18 protein-coding genes, 1 pseudogene and 1 riboswitch are annotated in these 20,884 nt (G+C 70.8%); of the genes and pseudogenes, 6 read left to right on the forward strand and 13 right to left on the reverse strand.

Going from position 1 to position 20,884, the window contains the following annotated elements; translation table 11 throughout:
- Positions 1-26: 26 nt before the first annotated feature.
- From QQM72_RS29775 to QQM72_RS29805, 7 genes are all read right to left on the reverse strand, one after another.
- On the reverse strand, positions 27-851 hold the full coding sequence (locus tag QQM72_RS29775) for a DUF1684 domain-containing protein (RefSeq protein WP_314223927.1): 825 nt from the start codon (positions 849-851) through the stop codon (positions 27-29).
- Positions 848-2,530: an ABC transporter ATP-binding protein gene (locus QQM72_RS29780; protein WP_314224002.1), complete on the reverse strand. Its 1,683-nt coding sequence runs from the start codon at positions 2,528-2,530 to the stop codon at positions 848-850. Before QQM72_RS29780 ends, QQM72_RS29775 begins: the two co-directional genes overlap by 4 nt.
- A 476-nt stretch (positions 2,531-3,006) precedes the next feature.
- Positions 3,007-3,996, reverse strand: coding sequence for an ABC transporter permease (locus QQM72_RS29785; RefSeq protein ID WP_314223928.1), 990 nt, complete (start codon positions 3,994-3,996; stop codon positions 3,007-3,009).
- Positions 3,993-4,952, reverse strand: a complete 960-nt coding sequence (locus QQM72_RS29790) for an ABC transporter permease (protein ID WP_314223929.1) — start codon at positions 4,950-4,952, stop codon at positions 3,993-3,995. The genes QQM72_RS29785 and QQM72_RS29790 overlap by 4 nt, the downstream gene beginning before the upstream one ends.
- A gap of 8 nt (positions 4,953-4,960) precedes the next feature.
- Entirely contained in the window at positions 4,961-6,583 is a 1,623-nt protein-coding gene (locus QQM72_RS29795; protein WP_314223930.1) for an ABC transporter substrate-binding protein, read from the reverse strand.
- A gap of 194 nt (positions 6,584-6,777) precedes the next feature.
- Positions 6,778-6,909 carry a putative leader peptide gene (locus QQM72_RS29800; RefSeq protein WP_314223931.1) on the reverse strand — a complete coding sequence of 44 codons (132 nt, stop codon included), beginning with the start codon at positions 6,907-6,909 and terminating at the stop codon, positions 6,778-6,780.
- Between the two features lie 19 nt (positions 6,910-6,928).
- Positions 6,929-7,038: riboswitch (SAM riboswitch) on the reverse strand.
- A 150-nt stretch (positions 7,039-7,188) separates the two neighbouring features.
- Positions 7,189-8,004, reverse strand: a complete 816-nt coding sequence (locus QQM72_RS29805) for an SAM-dependent methyltransferase (RefSeq protein ID WP_314223932.1) — start codon at positions 8,002-8,004, stop codon at positions 7,189-7,191.
- A 321-nt stretch (positions 8,005-8,325) separates the two neighbouring features.
- Here QQM72_RS29805 and QQM72_RS29810 point away from each other — a divergent pair, with 321 nt between their 5' ends.
- A complete protein-coding gene (locus tag QQM72_RS29810; protein ID WP_314224003.1) occupies positions 8,326-8,913 on the forward strand; it encodes a kinase in 588 nt (195 codons plus the stop codon).
- A 33-nt stretch (positions 8,914-8,946) separates the two neighbouring features.
- Complete coding sequence (locus QQM72_RS29815) at positions 8,947-9,498, forward strand: YciI family protein (protein ID WP_314223933.1); 552 nt, start codon at positions 8,947-8,949, stop codon at positions 9,496-9,498.
- Positions 9,499-9,600: 102 nt separating this feature from the next.
- Here QQM72_RS29815 and QQM72_RS29820 read toward each other — a convergent pair whose 3' ends face one another.
- Complete coding sequence (locus QQM72_RS29820) at positions 9,601-10,194, reverse strand: TetR/AcrR family transcriptional regulator (RefSeq protein WP_314223934.1); 594 nt, start codon at positions 10,192-10,194, stop codon at positions 9,601-9,603.
- Positions 10,195-10,273: 79 nt separating this feature from the next.
- Between QQM72_RS29820 and QQM72_RS29825 the strand changes: the two genes are divergently transcribed.
- Positions 10,274-11,209, forward strand: a complete 936-nt coding sequence (locus QQM72_RS29825) for an oxidoreductase (protein ID WP_314223935.1) — start codon at positions 10,274-10,276, stop codon at positions 11,207-11,209.
- A 136-nt stretch (positions 11,210-11,345) separates the two neighbouring features.
- Here QQM72_RS29825 and QQM72_RS29830 read toward each other — a convergent pair whose 3' ends face one another.
- Positions 11,346-11,669, reverse strand: a complete 324-nt coding sequence (locus QQM72_RS29830) for an antibiotic biosynthesis monooxygenase family protein (protein WP_314223936.1) — start codon at positions 11,667-11,669, stop codon at positions 11,346-11,348.
- Between the two features lie 364 nt (positions 11,670-12,033).
- Here QQM72_RS29830 and QQM72_RS29835 point away from each other — a divergent pair, with 364 nt between their 5' ends.
- The 3 genes from QQM72_RS29835 (at position 12,034) to QQM72_RS29845 (ending at position 16,051) form a co-directional block, all read left to right on the forward strand.
- Complete coding sequence (locus QQM72_RS29835) at positions 12,034-13,314, forward strand: ricin-type beta-trefoil lectin domain protein (RefSeq protein ID WP_314223937.1); 1,281 nt, start codon at positions 12,034-12,036, stop codon at positions 13,312-13,314.
- A complete protein-coding gene (locus tag QQM72_RS29840) occupies positions 13,311-13,754 on the forward strand; it encodes a ricin-type beta-trefoil lectin domain protein (RefSeq protein WP_399079113.1) in 444 nt (147 codons plus the stop codon). The genes QQM72_RS29835 and QQM72_RS29840 overlap by 4 nt, the downstream gene beginning before the upstream one ends.
- Positions 13,755-13,843: 89 nt before the next feature.
- Positions 13,844-16,051: an RICIN domain-containing protein gene (locus tag QQM72_RS29845; protein WP_314223938.1), complete on the forward strand. Its 2,208-nt coding sequence runs from the start codon at positions 13,844-13,846 to the stop codon at positions 16,049-16,051.
- Positions 16,052-16,153: 102 nt separating this feature from the next.
- Here QQM72_RS29845 and QQM72_RS29850 read toward each other — a convergent pair.
- From QQM72_RS29850 to mmsA, 4 genes and pseudogenes are all read right to left on the reverse strand, one after another.
- A pseudogene (locus QQM72_RS29850) lies at positions 16,154-16,648 on the reverse strand (SDR family NAD(P)-dependent oxidoreductase); the annotation flags it as partial.
- Between the two features lie 33 nt (positions 16,649-16,681).
- Positions 16,682-17,791: a sugar-binding protein gene (locus QQM72_RS29855; RefSeq protein ID WP_314223939.1), complete on the reverse strand. Its 1,110-nt coding sequence runs from the start codon at positions 17,789-17,791 to the stop codon at positions 16,682-16,684.
- A gap of 89 nt (positions 17,792-17,880) precedes the next feature.
- Positions 17,881-19,179, reverse strand: a complete 1,299-nt coding sequence (gene mmsB, locus QQM72_RS29860; RefSeq protein ID WP_314223940.1) for a multiple monosaccharide ABC transporter permease — start codon at positions 19,177-19,179, stop codon at positions 17,881-17,883.
- A complete protein-coding gene (gene mmsA / locus QQM72_RS29865; protein ID WP_314223941.1) occupies positions 19,176-20,726 on the reverse strand; it encodes a multiple monosaccharide ABC transporter ATP-binding protein in 1,551 nt (516 codons plus the stop codon). Before mmsA ends, mmsB begins: the two co-directional genes overlap by 4 nt.
- Between the last annotated feature and the right edge of the window lie 158 nt (positions 20,727-20,884).

The raw sequence follows: 20,884 nt of genomic DNA on the forward strand, positions 1-20,884 counted from the left end.
CTGAACCGGTGTTCTGCGCTCGGTGGTCAGGACCCGCCCCGCTCGCGGGGGATCTTCTCGCCGGCCTCGACCGGCACGGGCAGCCGGTTCTCCGCGGGCGGCAGTGGGCAGGTGGCCAGATCGGTGTAGGCGCACGGCAGGTTCGCCGCCCGGTTGAAGTCCAGAACGACCGTGCCGTCGGCGGCGGGCGCGTCCAGCGCGAGCGCCCGGTTGGCCGCGTAGGTGGTGACCCCGGAGGTCGCGTCGGTGAACAGCACGAGCAGACTTCCCGGGCCGTGCCCGGGGAACGCGGTCAGCGCCAGCGGACGCCCGTCCAGCTCGAACTCGACCCGCCCCGGCGCGTCGTACACATGCTCCAGCCCCTCGACCGCCGCGCCCACGGTCGTCGGCCTGGGCTCGTCGAACGCCGTGTAACGGCCGGTCACCACCCAGCGGGGGTGCGGGGCGTAGGCCGGCGTGCCGGTGAAGCCGGTGCGCAGCGGTGTGTCCGGATGCCGGGGGCGGATGATGTCCTGCCCGCCGCGCTTGGCCACCTCGATGACGGCGTCGCCCCACACGGCGTCGACGCCGCCGCGCTCCGGGATCACTCCGAAACGGTGCTCGCCCCGGACGGCGGTTCCCTCGACGACCAGTTCCTCGCCCTCGTCGAGGACCACGACGATCCCGTCGGCGCCGGTGGACCACGCCCCCGGCGCGTCCGGGAAGCGTTCCGGCCGGTCACTCAGCCAGTGCAGGCCGGTGATCGCCAGAAACCCGTGCGGGTCGGCGAGCCGTGCCTCCTGCCGGTGGTGCCACTCCTGCCAGTCGTGGACGAAGGCTTCGAGTTCCGCCGACGTGTCCTGAACGGTCACAGGTGCTCCTTCGGTTGGTGCGGCAGGTCCCCGGCCGACGCGTGGCGGCCGCCGGGGATCGCCGCGAGCAGTTCGCGGGTGTAGTCGTGGCGGGGGTGCGTGAACAGGTCCTCGACGGCGCCCGTCTCGACGACGCGGCCGGACCGCATGACGGCCACCCGGTGCGCGATCTGGCGTACGACGGCCAGGTCGTGCGAGATGAACAGGTACGCCACGCCCGTGTCGGCCTGGAGTTCGGCGAGCAGGTCGAGCACCTGCGCCTGGACCGACACGTCGAGCGCGGACACCGGTTCGTCGCACACCACCAGATCGGGCGAGAGGGCGAGGGCGCGGGCGATCGCGACGCGCTGCCGCTGCCCGCCGGAGAGTTCCGCCGGGCGACGGTCCAGCACGGAACCGGGAAGCGCCACCCGGTCGAGCAGCTCCCGGGCCCGGGCGAGCCGGGAGGCACGGTCACCGACCCGGAACGCGCGCAGCGGCTCGGTGATCACCTCGCCGATCGAGAACCGGGGATCCAGCGAGGCGTACGGGTTCTGGTAGACGAGCTGGGCCCGTCGGCGCAGTTGCCGGGCCCCCGCGCCGCGGGCGGTCGTGACATCGGCGCCGTCGAACAGGACGCTCCCGGAGGTCGGATCGACCAGCCGCAGCACCAGACGGGCGGTGGTGGACTTTCCCGAGCCGGATTCGCCGACCAGGGCCAGTGTCCGGCCGCGGTGCAGGGTGAGACTGACGTCGTCGACCGCGCGCAGGGTGCGGACCGCGCCCGCGGCCGCGGGCAGCCGGAACTCCTTGACCAGGTTGCGGGCCTCGACCAGTGGTGCCCCGTCGGGAGCCGGTGCGGCGACCGCGGCCGTCACGCGCGGCCGGGCGGTGGTGAGACCGGGCGCGCTGGCCAGCAACCGCCGGGTGTAAGCGTGTTGCGGGTTCTCCAGGACGTCGCGGGTGGGCCCGGCCTCGACGACCCGGCCCTCGGACATGACCACGAGCCGCTGCGCGCGGTCGGCGGCCACACCGAGATCGTGCGTCACCAGCAGCACGGCGGTGCCGGACTCCTCGGTGAGGTGCTGGAGGTGGTCGAGAATGACGCGCTGCACGGTGACGTCGAGGGCGCTGGTCGGCTCGTCGGCGATGATCAGCTGCGGTTTCGCGGCGATGGCGACCGCGATCAGGGCCCGTTGGCGCATCCCGCCGGACAGTTCGTGCGGGTACTGCCGGGCGCGGGTGGCCGCGTCGGGCAGCCCCGCCTCGTCGAGGATCGCGATGGCGGCCGACGGAGCGGAGCGGCGGGTCGCCAGGCCGTGGATGCGCAGTACCTCGGCTACCTGCTCACCGATGCGTTTGACGGGGTTGAGCGACACCGTCGGGTCCTGCGGCACCAGACCGATCCGTGCGCCGCGTACGGTACGCAGCTCCCGCTCCGACAGTGCGGTGAGGTCGTGCCGGCCGAAGCGGACGGTACCGGCGTCGATGCCGCCGTTGGCCGCCAGCAGCCGGGTGATCGCGTGCGCGGTCGTGCTCTTCCCGGAACCCGACTCGCCGACCACCGCGGTGACCTGCCCCGGCCATACGTCGAGGTCCACGCCCCGCACCGCGCGCACGGTCCCGCCACGCGTGCGATACGACACGGACAGGCCCCGCACTTCCAGCAGCGCGGGCTCGTCCGCTGACGCCGCGTCCACGGAAGCCGCGTCGGTCGCGGCCTCGGGTGCGGCGGTCCTGTCGGTGGCGGCCGCGGCGGTGGCGGACTTGCCCGTCGTGGCCTTGTCGGCGACGACCTCGCCGGTTGCGGCCTCGGCTGGCGCCGCCTTGTCGACAGTGACCTCGCCGGGTGCCGCCTCGGCCGTCGTGGCCCTGCCGCTCGCAGCCTCGGCCGTCGTCGCCTTGTCGGTTGCCGTCCTGTCCGTCGCGGCCTTCTCGTTGGCAGCCTTGTCCGTCGCGGTTCTGTCGGTTGCGGTCTCGGCTGTCGCGGCCCCGTTCGTCGCGGCCGTGCCGGTCGTGGGGCGCCCGGTCGCGCTGTGGCCGGACACGCCCTGGCCGGTCACGGACTCGTGGGTCACGGACTCGTGGGTCGCGGACTCGTGGGTCGCGGTTTCTTCCGTCCCGGCTTCTTCCGTCACGGGTACGTCCGTCTCGGGTTCGTTCGTCGTGGGGCCGGTCATCGCTGTCGGGACCATTCGCCGTCCAGCGCCCGCGCGATGCGGTTGGTGGCCAGGCCCGTCGCCGCGATCGCCAGTCCGGGCAGCGCCGTGAGCCACCAGGCGTTGGCCAGGTAGTTGCGCCCGTCGGAGATCAAGGTGCCCCATTCCGGCGCCGGTGGGGGCGCCCCGTAGCCGAGGAAGCTCAGTGACGACACGGCGAGGACGGCGGCGCCGAACTCGAGGGTGGCGAGCACGATCACCGGGCCCGCCGCGTTGGGCAGGACGTGCCGGCCCAGCACCGAGTACCAGCGGGCCCCGCAGGAGCGCGACGCCTCGACGAAGACCGCCTGCCGTACCCGCAGCACCTCCGCGCGGGTCACCCGGGCGAAGCCGGCCACGCTGGCGATGCCGACCGCGACGGCCACCTTCACCGTTCCGTAGCCCAGCGCGGTGACCAGCGCCAGGGACAGGAACAGCGACGGAATCGACAGCAGTACGTCGACGAAGCGCATCAGCACGTCCTCGACCCAGCGGCCGACGAACCCGGCGACGAGGCCGATGAGGCCGCCGACCACGAACGCGAACCCCACCGCGATCAGGGTCGCCTTCAGCGACAGCTGGGCACCGTGCACCACCCGCGAGAACACGTCACGTCCCAGCTCGTCGGTGCCGAACCAGTGCCCGCCGCCGGGGCTCCGGAAGTTCTCCGCCGGCACCCCGTGCAGCGGGTCCTGTGAGGTGAACAGCCCCGGCCAGAACGCGGCCAGCACGACCAGCACCAGCACCAGCACCGAGGCCAGCAGCCCGGGCCGGCGCAGCAGGAACAGCGGGAACCGTCGCGGTCCGACACCGCGGCCGGTACTCGCGGGGCCCGGATGGGCCCCGGGATCCACCGGCCGGGCCAGGCCGGCCGCGGCTTCGACCGCTCCGACCGCCCCGGCGGTTTCTGCCGTTCCAGCGGTTCCTGCCGTTCCAGCGGTGACGCCGTCGGCAAGTGTCCGGCTCATGCGGGACGCACCTTCCTGCTCGCCGCCACCACGATCCGCGGGTCGAGCAGCGGGTAGACGAGATCGACGATCAGATTGGCCGCCACGAAGATCAGCGCCCCGAACACCACGACCCCCTGGACCAGCGGGATGTCCTGGACCGTGACCGCGGCGGCGGTCACCCGGCCCAGACCGTCGCGGGAGAACACCGTCTCGACGACGACCGAACCGGCGATCAGCTGGCCGGCCAGCAGTCCGACGACCGTCAGCGCCGGCAGCGAGGCGTTGCGCAGCGCGTGCCGCAGATGAATGCGCAGCCGGCCGGCGCCCTTGGCCCGGGCGGTCTCCACATAGGCCTGGTCCAGCGCCGTGAGCAGGCTCTTGGCCAGTACCTGCGCCACCAGGGCGCCGGTCGGGACCGCCAGCGTGACCGCGGGCAGTACCAGGCCCCGCAGCCCGTCGTTGCCGAACGCCGGGAACAGCCGCGTCCGGAAGGAGAACAGCTCGACGAGGACCAGCCCGACCCAGAACGTGGGCACCGACACCCCCAGCGGCGGCAGCGACAGCAGCAGCTGGCGCAGCCAGCGCCGGGTGGTGCAGGTCGCCAGCACCGCGAGCCCGCCGCCGAGGAACACCGCGAGGAGCAGTGCCGCCCCGGTCAGCTGGAGGGTCTGCGGCAGCGCGTCCGCCAGCGTCGAGGTCACCGGCCGCCCGGTGGACACCGAGTCGCCGAAGTCGCCGCGCACCGCCCTGCCCAGATAGTCGGCGTACTGCGCGAGAATCGGCTTGTCGAAGCCGTACTCGTGCCGCAGCGCGGCGAGTTGGGCCGGATCGACCTGGCCCGTGTCCGCTCCCGCGCCGGCCATCGCCGAGACGGGATCACCGGGCAGGTAGTCCAGCACGAGGAAGGACACCGTGTAGGCCGCCCAGAGCACTCCGAGGGCCTGCGCGAGTCGCTTGACCACATAGGGACGCATGCCGGCCGCTATCCGATCCAGGTGTCGTGCAGCTGGATCCGGCTGGAGGCCTCGAAGCCGAGGTTGTGCACCTTCTTCGCCACTCCCAGCTGGGTCTGAAGCTCCACCACGGGGACGACGTAGGCGTTCTGCACGATCAACTGCTGTGCCTGGGTGACGAGTTGCTTGCGCTTCGCCGCGTCGGTCGTCGCGGCCTGCCGGGTCAGCGCGGTGTCCAGCGGGCCGGCCGGCAGGTGGTAGAAGTTGGCCAGCAGGGTGGAGTAAGAGCTGCGCAGGATGTCCGGGTCGGCGCGGGTCACGTTGCCCCACACCGCGTCGAAGTCACCGGACTGAAGGGTCGGGGAGAACTGGGCGATCTGCAGCTGCTTGAGCACCACCTCGACACCGACGGCCTTGAGCTGTTGCTGGATCAGTTCCAGCGCGGGCTGGTTGGTGGCCGCGTTGGCGAACCACTTGACGGTCAGGCTCAGCTTCTTGCCGTCCCTGACCCGGACGCCGTCGCTGCCCGCCTTCCAACCGGCCGATCCCAGCAGGGACTTCGCCTTGGCGGCGTCGAAGGTCAGGTCGGAGCCGAGGTCGGTGTAGTCCGGTGTGGTGTGCGCCAGGATGCTGGTCGCCGGCACGGTGCCGGTCGGGAACACGGCGTCGACGATCTGCTGCCGGTCGATGGCGAACAGGATCGCCTGGCGTATCTTCGCGTCCTTGAAGAGCGGCCGGGAGTTGTTGAGCCCCAGGTTGAACACCACGCCCGGGTTGGCCCGTGCCTGGAGGTTCACCGCACCGCCCTCGAGCGCCGCCTCGTTGGCCCTGCCGACGCTGCCGATCGCGTCCACCTGGCCGGACTGCAGGCTGCCGGTGCGCACGCCCGCCTCGGGCACCACCTTGAACACCAGCTTGTCCAGGTACGCCTCGCCCTGCTTGGTCCACAGCGAGGAACCCCAGGCGTACTCGGCGCGCTTGGCCAGGGTGATCGACTGGTTCTGCACATAGCCGTTCAGCACGAACGGCCCGGAGCCGACCACGCCCTTGCTGCACTTCTCCTGCGGGCTCCTGAGCACGCTCGCCGACGACTCGATCCCCAGCGAGTGCGTGGCCGTGGCCTGGAGGAACTGCGCGTTGGGCTGCTTGAACCTCACCCGCACCGTGAGGGGGTCCACGGCGGTGGTGCTCTGCACGCCGCTCAGGTACCCCTGGGCGAGTGTGCCGAGGGCGCCGAGCTTCGGTACCGCGTCGAAGTTGTCCTTGACCACCTGCGCGGTGAGCGGTGTCCCGTCGCTGAAGGTCACCCCGGATCTCAGGTGGAACGTGAACGTCGTGGTGTCCGAGCTGATGTCCCAGCTCTTCGCGAGCCATGGCACGATCTTGCCGGTCTTGGGGTCCTGGTCGGTCAGGGAGTCCACGACCTGACGCAGTGAGTAGATGGTGTCGTTGCTGCCCACCTGCTGGGGATCCACGCAGCCGGCGTCGGAGCCCACCGCGAAGGTCAGGGTGCCACCCGACTTCGGGCTGCCGCCCTCGCCGCCCGAGCTGCCGCTGCCGCTGGACGAGCAGGCGCTGAGCAGAAGGCTGCCGGTCACGAGTGCGGCGAGCGCCGCCCACCGGGGGGTACGGGAATCCGGATGCGCTGTCACGGGATGGTTCTCCTACTCCAGGGTCACCGCGCGCATGCCGGTGCCGAACGCGGCCATGACGATGCGCGGAGGGTGCCGGCCACGCACGGGCCGGCGCTGCTCAGAACTGTTCAGGGGGAGGGGACGTCGACGACCGGGTCGACGGCGGCGTGACCGTGCCGTGGGCGAGGGTCAGCCTGCGGGGTGGGGCGTGATCAGCCCTGACACAGACAGCTGGCGGAGCGCTGGAGGTCGATGTGGCGCCTGCGCGAGAATCCGGAGAACAGTTCCGCGGTCGCGATCGAGGCACTCAGGTTGCCGCTGTGCCGCACTCTGGTCCTCCACATCTCAGGCCCCTGGACCGGGGCCACGCGCTTGCGGGGTCGGTGACCCTGCCGGGCTTTCACCTGGAGCACCCCACCGCGCAGGAGGGTTGCCGGTCAGCTAGCCAGGGCTTGATGCTGACACTCAATGCCGGGGCCGATCTTACGGAGCACTGACATTATCCGTCAATATCGGTAGGAGAGTTGAACAGCTCCGCCGCACCGGCCCTGACGGCGGGTGCGGCGGAGTGGCGTCGGCGCGCGCCGGCCGCCCCTGCGGTGCGGAGGGCGGCGGCGTGGATGCTACGGCTTGCGGGCGAGGCCGCCGTGTTCCGCGATGACGGCGGGGGCCGGGGAGGTGGCCTCCGGGCGCCACAGGGGGACCGGGACGACTCCGGGTTCCAGGAGTTCCAGGCCGTCGAAGTACGCCGTGATCTCGTCGACGGAGCGCAGGTTGTACGGGACGGCGCCGCTTTCGTTGTAGGCGTCCTGGGCCTCTTCGAAGACCGGGTCGATGCCCCGCGAACCGTCGTTGACGGAGAGGTAGCTGCCGGACGGCAGTGCCGCCATCAGGGTGGTGACGATGGAGCGGGCCTGGGCGTGGTCGGCGACGTGACCCAGGATGTTGCTGAGGATGAGCGCGGTGGGGCGGCTGAAGTCCAGCGTTTCCGCGGCGCGCGCCAGGATGCGCTCCGGATCCAGCACGTTGGCGTCGACATAGGAGGTCGCGCCCTCCGCGGTGGAGTAGAGCAGGGCGCGGGCGTGGGCCAGGACCAGCGGGTCGTTGTCGACGTAGACGATCCGGGTCTCGGGGGCGAGGCGCTGGGCGACCTCGTGGGTGTTGTCGGCGGTCGGCAGACCGGTTCCGACGTCCAGGAACTGCCGTACGCCCGCCTCGGAGACCAGGTACGTGATGTTGCGGCGCAGGAACGCGCGGCTGCTGCGCGCGATGGTGACGATGCCGGGGAACACGGCGGTGTAGGCGTCACCGGCCTGCTCGTCGACGGGGTAGTGGTCCTTCCCGCCCAGCCAGTAGTTCCAGATGCGGGCCGAGTGCGGCACCGAGGTGTCGATCTTCTGAGGTGCCGCTGCACCGGGCGTGGTCACATGGTCGGTCATGAGGGGCGTCCGTCTTTCGGCCGAGGCGTGGGCAGTTCGAGGCACAACCTACGTCCCAACGACCCTGGTACGTACACCCGTTCATATTTTCGGTCGGTTCGAACAGTGCTCTCGCGGAGACAACGGGGTCCACGTCCGGGTGCCGGCCGGTCCGGCCGCACCGTCGGGCCCGCCGCCGGCACCTTGCCAGGGGCCCTCGACTCGCCCTGCGTGTAGGTACATTGAAACGCCGAATCCCTGGGCCGGCCCCCGCCACCGCACGGATCCGGTTGCGACGCTGCGCGCGTCGGTGTCGCCCGGGCCGGTAGCGTGAGTGCCGTGATGGTGGGCACCCCAGAAACCCGGTTGGTCGTCCTGCGCGGCAACAGCGCCTCGGGCAAGTCGGCGGTGGCGGCAGGTCTGCGCGAGAGGTTCGGCCGGGGCCTGGCCCTGGTCGGGCAGGACAACCTCCGCCGGGTCGTGCTGCGCGAGCACGACCGCCCCGGCGCGGCGAACATCGGACTGATCGAGGCCGTCGCCCGCTATGCCCTGGACGCCGGCTACCACGTCGTCCTCGAAGGCATCCTCTACGCCGATCGGTACGGGCCCATGCTCGAACGACTGCGCGGGGAGCATCGCGGCCCGACCCACGGCTACTACCTCCATGTGCCGCTCGCCGAAACCCTGGTGCGTCACGCCACCAAGCCGATCGCCCACGAGGTCGGCGAGGCGGACCTGCGCTCCTGGTACCGGGAGCTCGATCTGCTGCCGGGGGACGTCGAGACGGTCATCGGCGCCGACAGCACGCTCCCGCAGACCGTCGACCGCATCCTGCTCGACACGGGCCTGGACCGGCTTCCCGCCCTGGTGCCGCGTCACCGGTCCCCCGGAAGCCCGTGCCCGCGCTCGTCCCCGCCGAAAGCCGGTTGAGATACCGGGCGGACTTGGGAAGGGTCTGCCGGTATGGAGTTCTTCTGCTACCACCGTGACCGGCCCGCCTCCGCCGCCCTGCGTGACGAACTGCTCGAGAAGCACTGGTCCTACATGGACGGGTACGCGGCGCAGATGATCGCCCGGGGCCCGACCTTCGACGCCGACGGCGACACCGCCACCGGCAGCGTGCACATCGTCGACCTCCCGGATGCCGTCGCCGCCCGCGCGTTCGCCTTCGACGAGCCCAACTACCAGGCAGGTGTCTACCGGGACGTGCTGCTGCGCCGGTGGCGCAACACGCTGGGGCGCACCATGTGGGACTTCCCCGGTGGCCGCAGCGGTGGCAGCCGGTACCTGGTGCTCGGGCTCGGCCCGGACACGGACGACGGCTTCGTCGTGCCGCCCGACCGGGACGAGCTGATCGCGTACGGGCCGCTGCTGTCCGACGACGGAGCCACCCGGGTGGGTACCGCGGTGCTGCTCAGAGCCCCGGACGCGGACTCGGCGCGCGCCGTTCTGGCCCCGGACCGGTATGCCGACGTCGAAGTCCACGACTGGCAGTTCGGCGGACGGCCGTCATGAGCCCGGTGTCGCCTTCTGTCCGACGCGGGTTTGCGTGACAGCGCAGGCATGAACGGCGAGCCGGTCGTCCGGGCGCCCTGATGCCCCGGGGCCTGTGAGCGTCTACTCCGGCCGGCAGCCGCGCAGGGCGGACGCGATCACGTCGTCCAGGCCGGGCCCGGTGACCTCCGGTGGCAGCAGGCCGCTGACCGTGAGCCCGGCATAGCCGTGCAGCGCCGCGAAGATCGGCAGGGCGACGCGCTCCAGCTCGCCCTGCCGCACCTCGCCCCGGCGCTGCCCGTCGCGGATCAGTTCGAGCAGCTGCTCGGACCACAGGTGGGCCGTCGCGCCCAGTGCCGCCGACGCCTGCGGGCTGTGCTTGGCCGAGAACATCAGGTCGAGCAGCGCCGCGTTGGTCACGGCGAAACCGACATAGGCGCGGGCCGCGGCGTCCAGGCGTTCGGCGAACGTCTCGCCGACGCCTTCCTGGGCGGCCGAGATGGCGGCGGCCAGCCGCTCGAAGCCGGTCAGCGCCAGGGCGTCCAGCAATGCCTGCTTGGTCTTGAAGTGGCGGCTCGGCGCGGCGGGGCTCACCCCGATGTCACGGGCCAGTTCCCGTAGTGACAGCGCTCCCGATCCCCTCTCGCGCAAGGTCTGCTCGGCACGTGCGAGCAGCTCCGCGGGGAGGTCTCCGTGGTGGTAGGGGCGGCTTTTCATGCCCTCAGCCTAGCCCGGCGTGAGCAGCGCCCACATTGTTATCGTTGCAAACATTGTGAGCACCGCATACATTGGACGCATGGCAAAGGACATGAAGACCACCCAGCCCTGGAACACCACCGACATCCCCGACCAGACCGGCCGCACCGCCGTGGTGACCGGCGCCAACAGCGGGCTCGGCCTCGCCACCGTCGAGGCCCTGGCCCGCGCGGGCGCCCACGTGGTCCTGGCGGTGCGGGACCCCCGACGCGGCGAGGCGGCGGCCGCGGCCGTGCCTGGCAGCGTGGAGGTGCGCCGGCTCGACCTGGCCGACCTCTCCTCCGTGCGCGAGTTCGCCGCCGGCTGGCGCGGCGACCTGGACCTGCTCATCAACAACGCCGGCGTGATGAACGTCCCCGAGGCCCGCACCAAGGACGGCTTCGAGACGCAGTTCGGCACCAACCACCTGGGCCACTTCGCCCTGACCAACCTGCTGCTGCCGCACGTCACCGACCGCGTGGTCGTCCTGTCGTCCGGCGCGCACAGGATGCCGGGCAGTCCCCGCATCCACTTCGGCAACCTCGACCTGACCGGCGAGTACACCCCGATGGCGGCCTACAGCCAGTCCAAGCTCGCCAACCTGCTCTTCACCCTGGAACTCCAGCGCCGGCTCGGCGAGGCGGGTTCGCCCGTACGTGCCCTGGCCGCACATCCCGGCTGGGCCGCCACCAACCTCCAGGGGCACGACGCCAGCTTCCTGCGGCGCCTCTTCATGCGGCTGGGCAACCGGCTCGTCGCCCAGGACAGCCGGGCCGGCGCGCTGCCCACCCTGTACGCCGCCGTCCGGGACCTGCCCGGCGCGAGCTACGTCGGCCCCGACGGCCTCTTCGAGATGCGCGGCGCCCCGACCCTGGTCGGCCGCTCCCCGGCGGCCAGCGACCCGGCCGCCGCCCTGCGGCTGTGGACCGTGTCCGAGGAGCTGACCGGCGTCACCTTCCCCGAGCCCGCTCTGACGCCGAGCGGCCTGACGTCCTGAGGGGCCCGGAGGCCCGCGACGCAGCGGTACGGCCCCGACGCCGGCCGGGACGGCCGGCCACCGCCGGTGACGACCGGCGGCCGGCCGCGGCGGGCGGCGGGTGGACGGCGCGGCGGCCACCCGCCGGCGGGAGCGGCTACTCGCCCTTCGGTGCCGCCTGTTGCACCACCTCGAAGGACCACAGGGTGGAGCCCGAGGCCGCGGGCTTGGGCCGTTCCCCCTCCGTGTCGCCCCGGTGGGCGGCCTTCATCGGGCCCTCGAGCCAGGCCTGGAACGACGCCTCGTCACGCCAGCGCGTGTAGACGAGGTAGGTGTCGGTGCCCTCGACCGGGCGGAGCAGCTCGAACCACTCGAAGCCGTCCGAGTTCTCGACGGCGTGGGCTCGCGCGGCGAACCGCTTCTCGAGGGTCTCCCGCTGTTCCGCCGGGACGGCCAGTACGTTGATCTTGACTACGCTCATGGTCCCATCCTGCCCTCCCGCGACCGCCGGGCGGCGGACCACCCCCCCCATGGCATCCGGCTCCGGCTCCACAGGCCCCTCTCCCGAATCCGGGCCTACGGGACCGGGCCTCCCATATCCGGGCCTCCCGAATCCGGGCCTCCGGAACCGGGCCTCCCGAATCCGGGCCTCGCGAATCCGGTCCAGACCAAACTCTTGACAGGGTCATTACTCACTTCTTAAATCACGTAGTGAACTAAGCCCGTGTCAGGGCCGGTTCGCACCCCCCACCCATTCGGCGCGGTCAGCGGTGAGCCGCCCGGCCGCGCCCACGGATGTCATGACCATGTCGTGACTGTCCGTCATGTGCCAGGAAGGGAGAGCCATGGCCTCTCCGCGCCTGCCCCGGCGCCTGCTGTTGTCGCTGGCCTCGCTCCTCGCCTTCGCGTCGCTGTCCACCGGACCGGCGCTGGGCGTGTCTCCATCCGCGGAGGAGTCCTCCGCACGCGCTGTCGCGGCACCCCGGGCGGCCGCCGTCACGTTCTCCGAGGAGTTCGACGGGCCCGCCGGTTCTGCCGTGGACGGCGCCCGATGGCAGACCGAGACCGGTGACAACGTCAACAACCACGAGCGGCAGTACTACACCGCGGGCAACCGCAACGCCGCTCTGGACGGCCAGGGCCATCTGGTGATCACCGCCCGCCGGGAGAACCCGGACAACTACCAGTGCTGGTACGGCCGGTGTGAGTACACCTCCGCCCGGCTGAACACGGCCGGCCGGTTCACCACGACGTACGGCCGGGTCGAGGCCCGGATGAAGGTCCCGCGCGGGCAGGGCATGTGGCCCGCGTTCTGGATGCTGGGCAACGACATCGGCCAGGTCGGCTGGCCCGCCTCGGGCGAGATCGACGTCATGGAGAACGTGGGCTTCGAGCCGGCCACCGTCCACGGCACCCTGCACGGCCCGGGATACTCCGGCTCCGGCGGCATCGGCGCCGGGTACACCCTGCCCGGCGGACAGGCGTTCGCCGACGCCTATCACACCTTCGCGGTCGACTGGAGCCCGAACGCGATCACCTGGTCCGTCGACGGCACCGTCTACCAGCGGCGCACCCCGGCCGACCTCGGCGGCCGGCAGTGGGTCTTCGACAAGCCCTTCTTCCTGATCCTCAATCTCGCGGTCGGCGGCTACTGGCCCGGAGACCCCGACGGCGGCACGGTCTTCCCCCAGCAGCTCCTGGTCGACTACGTCCGGGTGAGCACCGACACCGCCCAGCCCGGCGGCAGCGGCCCCATCACGGGCCTCGCCGGCAAGTGCGTGGACGTGGCCGGGGCCAACAGCGCCAACGGCACGGCCGTGCAGCTGTACGACTGCAACGGCACCGCCGCGCAGCAGTGGTCCGTGGGCGCCGACGGCACGATCCGCGCGCTCGGCAAGTGCCTGGACGTGGCCTCGGGCGGCACCGCGGACGGCACCCCCGTCCAGCTGTGGGACTGCAACGGCTCCGCGGCCCAGCAGTGGGCCGTCCCCGCCGCCCGGGACATCGTCAACCCGCAGGCGAACAAGTGTCTGGACGCCACGGGCGGCAGCTCCGCCAACGGCACCCGGCTCCAGATCTGGACCTGTACCGGTGCCTCTCAGCAGAAGTGGACGGTGACCCGATGACCCGGAGGCTCCCGCACCGCCGCGCGGCAGGCGGCGCGCTGGGCGCGGCGGCCGTGGCCGCCCTGCTCACCGGCCTGAACGGCACGCCGGCGAGCGGTGCCGCGGTGGCCGCCGGACAGATCGCCGGGATCGGCGGCAAGTGCGTCGACATCGCGGGTGCCGCCACGGCCGACGGCACGGCGGTCCAGCTCTACGACTGCAACGGCAGCGCCGCCCAGCAGTGGACGGTGATGAACGGCATCACCGACAACAGCGAGACGGTGACCGTCGCCGACTTCCGCACCATCTTGGCGTACGCCCAGCAGCGCCACCTGGCCCGGCTGACCTTCTGGTCGGTCAACCGCGACCGGCCCTGCACCGGCGGCGGCGCCGACACCTGCTCGGGCATCGCCCAGCAGCCCTGGGACTTCACCCGGGTCTTCGCGCAGTACGCAGGCTGACCCGCCCGCGCCCCCCGCCGACCCGTCCCTGCCTTCCCCGGTCCTTCACCGGTCCCCACTCACGCCGTCCCGGCGGCACAGGAGAAGACGTGCTCCGCATCCCCCGACCATCCCTCGCCGGCCCCTGGGTCGCGGCTTCCGTGGCCGCGGCCACGGCGGTCTCGCTCCTCACCGGCGTCGGGCCCGCCCGGGCCGCGACCGACGCGGCCACCGCCCTGCCCACCGGCTGGTCCACGGTGGTGAACTCCGGCAGCGGCAAATGCCTGGACGCCCGGGCGGCCGCGACCGTGAACGGCACCGCCGTACAGCAGTACGCGTGCAACAACAGCACCGCCCAGCAGTGGGGTTTCACCGCGACCGGCGACGGCTTCGTGCGGATCGGCAACCGCAACGACGCCCAGCAGGTCGTGGACGTGAGCGACGTGTCCACCGCCGACAACGCGGCCGTGCACCTGTGGACGTACGGCGGCGGCGCCAACCAGCAGTGGCAGGCCGTCGACGAGGGCGGCGGCGCCTACCACTTCGTCAACCGCAACAGCGGCAAGTGCCTCGACGTCCCGTCCGCCTCGACCGCCGACAGCGTCCAACTGGCGCAGTACACCTGCAACGGCACGGCCGCCCAGCGCTTCCAGGTCGCGCCGGTGAGCACCGCCCCGGGGGACGCCGATCTCGGCCCCAACGTCGTCGTCTTCGACCCGTCGATGCCGTCGTCCACGATCCAGAGCCGGCTGAACTCGATCTTCCAGCAGCAGGAGACGAACCAGTTCGGCTCCCAGCGCTACGCCGTCATGTTCAAGCCCGGCACGTACAGCAACGACGTCAACGTCGGCTTCTACACCCAGGTGCTGGGGCTCGGTCAGTCGCCCGACTCGGTCACGATCAACGGCGCCGTGCATGTGGAGGCCGACTGGTTCCCGCCGCAGAACGCCACCCAGAACTTCTGGCGCGGCGCGGAGAACCTGTCGGTCAACCCGACCGGAGGTACCGACCGGTGGGCGGTCTCCCAGGCGTCCGGCTACCGCCGTATGCATGTCCGCGGCAACCTGGAGCTGAGCGACGGCGGCTGGTCCAGCGGCGGGTTCATGGCCGACAGCAAGATCGACGGTCAGGTGCGCTCCGGCACCCAGCAGCAGTGGCTGACCCGTAACTCCCAACTCGGCGGCTGGACCGGCTCCAACTGGAACATGGTCTTCGTCGGCAGCCAGGGCGTGCCCGGCAACAGCTTCCCCGACCCGCCCTACACCACGGTCGGCCAGACTCCCACCGTGCGGGAGAAGCCCTTCCTGTACGTGGACGCCGCAGGCGCCTACAAGGTGTTCGTCCCCTCCCTGCGGACCAACTCCTCGGCCACCACCTGGGCGAACGGGACCGCCGCCGGCAGCTCGCTCGGCATCGACCAGTTCTTCGTCGTCAAGCCGGGCGCGACCGCCGCACAGATCAACACCGCTCTCGCCGAGGGCAAGAACCTGCTGGTCACTCCCGGCGTCTACCACCTGAACCAGACCCTGCGGGTGACCCGTCCCGACACCGTCGTGCTCGGTCTGGGCCTCGCCACGTTCGTCCCGGACAACGGCGTCACCGCCATGACCGTCGCCGACGTCGACGGGGTGAAGGTCGCCGGCGTCCTCTTCGACGCCGGTACCGTCAACTCGCAGACGCTCATGGAGATCGGCCCGGCCGGCGCCGCCGCCGACCACACCGCGAACCCCACCTCCCTGCACGACGTCTACTTCCGGGTCGGCGGGGCCGCCGTGGGCAGGGCGACCACCAGCCTCGTCGTCAACAGCGACGACGTCATCGGCGACCACATGTGGATCTGGCGCGCCGACCACGGCAGCGGGGTGGGCTGGACCACCAACACGGCGGACACCGGACTCGTCGTCAACGGCGACGACGTCACCATGTACGGCCTGTTCGTCGAGCACTACCAGAAGCACCAGACCCTCTGGAACGGCAACGGCGGCCGGACGTACTTCTACCAGAACGAGATGCCCTACGACCCGCCCGGCCAGGCCGCCTGGATGAACGGTTCCACCCAGGGCTACGCCGCCTACAAGGTCGCGAACTCGGTCACCAGCCACCAGGCCTACGGGCTCGGCAGCTACTGCTTCTTCAACGTCAACCCCAGCGTCACGGCCGAGCACGCCTTCGAGGTGCCGGCCGGTCCGAACGTGCGCTTCCAGAACATGGTGACGGTCTCGCTGGGCGGCACCGGAACCATCCGGCACGTCATCAACGACCGGGGCGGACCGTCCGACTCCAGCTCGAACGTGGCCAACCTGGTCAACTACCCGTGAGGTGACCACCCACGGGCCGTCAGGCGCGGCGGGCCCGGCGGCAGGAGGAACCCGAACCGAAGGGTGCGCCGCCGGGCCCGCCGACCGCGCCGGCGCACGCCGTCACTCCACGTCGAAGTCCGTCCCCCGGGAGACCTTCTCCCACTCGGTGAGCTCGGCCCGTACGGAGTCCAGGTGCCCGGTCAGGAAGTCGACCGCGTCACCGCCCAGGGCGAGGCGGAGCGGGGTGTTCTCGGCGTCCAGAGCCAGCCGGATCGCCGCCGCGGCCTTCGCCGGGTCGCCGGGCTGACCGCCGTTGCCGCCCTCCACCGACCGCCGGGTCGCGCCGACCTTCTCCGCGTACGCCGGGTTCTCCTCGGAGAAGTACGCCGCACCCTTGCCGAACAGGTTGGTACGGAACGCGCCGGGCTCCACGATCAGCACCTTGATGCCGAACGGCGCCACCTCGTCGGCCAGCCCCTCCGACAGTTGCTCGAGCGCCGCCTTGGTCGCGCTGTACGCGGAGAACCCGGCGAAGGACAGCTGACCGCCGAAGCTGCTGATGTGCACGACCGATCCACTGCCCCGCTCCCTCATCTGCGGCAGCAGCGCCCGGGTGCCCTTCGGGGCGGGCGAAGACGGTGGTCGGTGCTACTGGGTGAGCGCCGCCAGCTTGGGGTCGTTCGCGTAGGCCTCGGCCGCGTTCTCCTTCGTCACGATGACCGGCGGCAGGAGGAAGGACGGGACGACCTTCTTGCCGTTGTCGTACGACTTGGTGTCGTTGATGGTCGGCTTGTCGCCCTTCTGGAGGGCCTTGACCATGTTGACGGTCTCCGCGACGAGTTTGCGGGTGTCCTTGTTGATGGTCGAGTACTGCTCACCGGCCATGATCGACTTCACCGACTCGACCTCGGAGTCCTGACCGGTGACGACCGGGACCGGCTTGCCGGCGCCCTTGACCGAGGTGAGGATCGCGCGGGCGAGGGTGTCGTTGGGGGACAGCACGCCGTCGAGGGTCTTCTTGCCGCCGTAGGCCGAGGTCAGCAGCGAGTCCATGCGCTGCTGGGCGTTCTCGGCCTTCCAGCCCTGGGTCGCGGTCTGCTTGATGTCGGTCTGCCCCGAGCCGACAACGATGTCGCCCTTGTCCATCAAGGGCTTCAGCACCTCCATCGCACCGTCGAAGAAGACCTTGGAGTTGTTGTCGTCCGGCGAGCCGGAGAACAGCTCGACCGTCCAGGGACCCTTCGGCTTCTTCGCCTTCATGCCGTCGATCAGGGCCTGTCCCTGGAGCTGGCCGACCTTGAAGTTGTCGAAGGCGATGTAGTAGTCGACGTCGGGGGTGTTCGTGATGAGCCGGTCGTAGGCGATGACGGTGGCGCCCTCGTCCTTGGCCTGCTTCACCTGGGTCGCGAGCTGCGAGGCGTCGGTCGCGCCGATGACGATGACCTTCGCGCCCTTGGTGACCATGGAGGAGATCTGCGCCTGCTGGTCGGCGACGGTGGTCGAGGCGCCCGCGTACTGGACGTCGGCCTTGAAGCCGGAGTCCTTCAGGCCGTCGGTGAACAGGTCGCCGGCGAGCACCCAGTTCTCCGAGGTCTTGGCGGGCAGGGCGACGCCGATCAGGGAGTCCTTCGCGAAGCCCTTGCCGTCGGCGCTGTCGCTGCCGGTGGAGCCCTCGCGTTCGTTGGAACAGGCCGTGCCCAGGGTGAGCAGGGCGGCGGCGCCGACGGCGGCGATGCTTCTGATGACGAGTGTGCGCATGGTGGAGTTGGCCCCTTCGTACGGTGTGCTGGTTGCGGGAGTGCGGTGTGCCGTCGAGCGCGGCGGGGGAGGAGGCGCGGGCTCTGCGGTCAGCCCGCGATCCCGGCCTTGTCGGCGTCGGGGTTCGGGGCCGCTGGTGGAGCCGGTGCCGCCGGGTCGTCCCGCCGGAACGGGCGGGTCAGTGCGCCGATGATCGAGAAGCGTCCCTGGCTCTTGTTGTAGACGTCGAAGGCGACGGCGAGCAGGAGGACCAGGCCCTTGATGATCTGGACCATGTCGGATCCGACGCCCTCCAGTTGGAGGCCGTTGTTGAGCAGTGCCATGACCAGGCCGCCGACGATCGAGCCGCTGACGGTGCCCAGCCCGCCGGAGACCGCCGCGCCGCCGATGAACACGGCCGCGATGGCGTCCAGTTCCCAGCTCAGACCGTCCTGCGGTCCGGAGGCCGAGGAGCGGGCGACGAAGATCATGCCGGCCAGCGCGGCCAGCACCGACATGTTCGTCATGACGAGGAAGTTGACCCGCTTGAGCTTCACGCCGGACAGCTCCGCCGCTCGCGCGTTGCCGCCGACGGCGTAGATGTGCCGGCCGCCGATGGTGTTGCGGGTGTAGTGCGAGTACGCGAGGACCAGAACGATCAGGATGATGCCGGAGATCGGCAGGCTGGTGCCGATCCGGCCGCCGGCGAAGCGGAGCGTCGCGAAGACGATCACGCCGAACATGACGGCCAGACGGATGCCCGTGACCCATAGCGGTGCCAGGTCGGCCTTCATCTCGCGACGGGTCCGGCGCGCCTTCCACTCGCGCCACAGCACGCCCGCGCAGGCGGCCAGGCCGAGGAGCAGCGTCAGGTTGTTGTACCCGGTGTCCGGCCCCGCCTCGGGCAGGAAGCCCGCGCCGATCTTGCGGAAGCCCTCGGGCACCGGGACCGTGTCGGCGTTGCCGATGTACTGGTTGCCGCCGCGGAACAGCAGCATCCCGGCGAGGGTCACGATGAAGGCCGGTACGCCGATGTAGGCCACCCAGAAGCCCTGCCAGGCGCCGATCGCGGCGCCGACGAGCAGGCCGAGCGCGATGCCGAGGGGCCACGGCAGGTCGTACTCCTGCATCGCCTTGGCGACGACGATGCCGGTGAAGGCGGCGACCGAGCCGACCGACAGGTCGATGTGCCCGGCGACGATCACCATCAGCATCCCGATGGCCAGGATCAGGATGTAGGAGTACTGGCTGACGACCGCGATCAGGTTGCCCGACGTGAGCGTCAGGCCGTCGGTCCAGATCTGGAACAGCAGGACGATCGCCACCAGGGTGGAGATCATGCCGAACTGGCGGGCGTTGGAGGTCGTACCTCCGAAGAGGTTCTTCTGAAGGTCGGTTATACGGCTCATGGAGTGGGGCTCTTCTTGGTAGCGGTCATCTGCTTCATCAGGAGTTCCGGATCGGCGTCGCCACGCGCCACATCGCCGGTGATGGTGCCCTCGAACACCGTGTAGATGCGGTCGCACAGGCCGATCAGCTCGGGCAGCTCGGAGGAGATGACGACGACCCCCTTGCCCTGGGCGACGAGCCGCTGGATGATCCCGTAGATCTCGAACTTGGCGCCCACGTCGATGCCGCGGGTCGGTTCGTCGAGGATCAGCAGGTCAGGGTCGGTGAACATCCACTTCGCGAGCACGACCTTCTGCTGGTTGCCGCCGGAGAGCTTGACGACACCCTCGTCGACGCTGGGGGTCTTGATCCGCAGGCTCTGGCGGTACTCCTCGGCGATCCGGTGCTCGCGCACCGGGTCGATGACGCGCCGCCGGGCGATCTTCGACAGCTTCGCGGCCACCATCGAGGTCTTGATGTCGTCCAGCAGGTTGAGGCCGATCGACTTGCGGTCCTCGCTGACGTAGGCCAGCCCGTGCCGGATCGCGTCCGACACGGTCTTCAGCCGGACTTCCTCGCCGTCCTTGAAGACCCGCCCCGACAGCCAGGTGCCGTAGGACCGGCCGAAGAGGCTCATCGCGAGTTCGGTGCGGCCGGCGCCCATGAGTCCCGCGAAGCCGACGATCTCCCCGCGGCGGACGTGGAACGTCGAGCCCTTGCACACCATCCGCTCGTCCGAAGTGGGGTGGCGTACCGTCCAGTCGCGGACCTCGAAGAAGATCTCCCCGATGTCGGGTGTGCGGTCGGGGAAGCGGCTGTCGAGCTCACGGCCGACCATGCCCCGCACGATGCGGTCCTCGTTGACGCCGTCCGCCTGTACGTCGAGGCTCTCGATGGTGCGGCCGTCGCGCAGGATCGTGATGGTGTCGGCGACCGCCTCGATCTCGTTCAGCTTGTGCGAGATGATGATCGAGGTGATGCCCCGCTCGCGGAAGCCGCGCAGCAGGTCGAGCAGGTGCTGCGAGTCGTGCTCGTTGAGGGCCGCGGTCGGCTCGTCGAGGATCAGGAGCTTTACGTCCTTCGCGAACGCCTTGGCGATCTCGACGAGTTGCTGCTTGCCGACACCGATGTCCTTGATCAGGGTGTCGGGGTCCTCCCGGAGCCCCACCCGCGCCATCAGCTCCAGGGCGCGGCGTTGGGCCGTCTTCCAGTCGATCGCGCCGCGGCGGCGCGGTTCGTTCCCGAGGAAGAGGTTCTCGGTGATCGACATACCGGGCACCAGGGCCAGTTCCTGGTGGATGATCGCGATGCCGGCCTGTTCGCTGGCCCGGATGTCGTGGAACCGGACCTGCTGGCCGCGGTAGACGATGTCGCCGGTGTAGCTGCCGTGCGGGTGCACCCCGCTGAGCACCTTCATGAGGGTGGACTTGCCGGCGCCGTTCTCGCCGCAGATCGCGTGGATCTCGCCTTCCCGCACGACGAGGCTGACGTCGGCGAGCGCGGTGACGCCGGGGAAGGTCTTGGTGATCGACCGCATCTCCAGCAGGGTCGGGGCGGTGGGCGTCATGAGTGGTGCTCCCCACCGCCGGGCACGCGCCTCGGCGTACCCGAGCCTTCGGGCCTGCGGCATTGCATGGACATCAACTTGCCTCCGATGGCACTGCCCTGTGCCGTCGTGTCCGAGATTTCGTGTGCCGGACACTAAATCCATTTGTTTTACTAAGT

The organism is Streptomyces zaehneri (genome assembly GCF_032248645.1).
Taxonomy (GTDB): Bacteria; Actinomycetota; Actinomycetes; order Streptomycetales; family Streptomycetaceae; genus Streptomyces; species Streptomyces coriariae.

Excerpts from the sequence above, each read along its gene's own strand:
- QQM72_RS29790 (WP_314223929.1), bottom strand. The coding sequence starts at position 4,952 with ATGCGTCCCTATGTGGTCAAGCGACTCGCGCAGGCCCTCGGAGTGCTC.
- QQM72_RS29855 (WP_314223939.1), bottom strand. The coding sequence starts at position 17,791 with ATGCGCACACTCGTCATCAGAAGCATCGCCGCCGTCGGCGCCGCCGCC.
- QQM72_RS29805 (WP_314223932.1), bottom strand. The coding sequence starts at position 8,004 with ATGACCGACCATGTGACCACGCCCGGTGCAGCGGCACCTCAGAAGATC.
- QQM72_RS29785 (WP_314223928.1), bottom strand. The coding sequence starts at position 3,996 with ATGAGCCGGACACTTGCCGACGGCGTCACCGCTGGAACGGCAGGAACC.
- mmsA (WP_314223941.1), bottom strand. The coding sequence starts at position 20,726 with ATGACGCCCACCGCCCCGACCCTGCTGGAGATGCGGTCGATCACCAAG.
- QQM72_RS29810 (WP_314224003.1), top strand. The coding sequence starts at position 8,326 with ATGGTGGGCACCCCAGAAACCCGGTTGGTCGTCCTGCGCGGCAACAGC.
- QQM72_RS29840 (WP_399079113.1), top strand. The coding sequence starts at position 13,311 with ATGACCCGGAGGCTCCCGCACCGCCGCGCGGCAGGCGGCGCGCTGGGC.
- QQM72_RS29800 (WP_314223931.1), bottom strand. The coding sequence starts at position 6,909 with ATGTGGAGGACCAGAGTGCGGCACAGCGGCAACCTGAGTGCCTCGATC.
- mmsB (WP_314223940.1), bottom strand. The coding sequence starts at position 19,179 with ATGAGCCGTATAACCGACCTTCAGAAGAACCTCTTCGGAGGTACGACC.
- QQM72_RS29835 (WP_314223937.1), top strand. The coding sequence starts at position 12,034 with ATGGCCTCTCCGCGCCTGCCCCGGCGCCTGCTGTTGTCGCTGGCCTCG.
- QQM72_RS29830 (WP_314223936.1), bottom strand. The coding sequence starts at position 11,669 with ATGAGCGTAGTCAAGATCAACGTACTGGCCGTCCCGGCGGAACAGCGG.
- QQM72_RS29820 (WP_314223934.1), bottom strand. The coding sequence starts at position 10,194 with ATGAAAAGCCGCCCCTACCACCACGGAGACCTCCCCGCGGAGCTGCTC.
- QQM72_RS29815 (WP_314223933.1), top strand. The coding sequence starts at position 8,947 with ATGGAGTTCTTCTGCTACCACCGTGACCGGCCCGCCTCCGCCGCCCTG.
- QQM72_RS29825 (WP_314223935.1), top strand. The coding sequence starts at position 10,274 with ATGGCAAAGGACATGAAGACCACCCAGCCCTGGAACACCACCGACATC.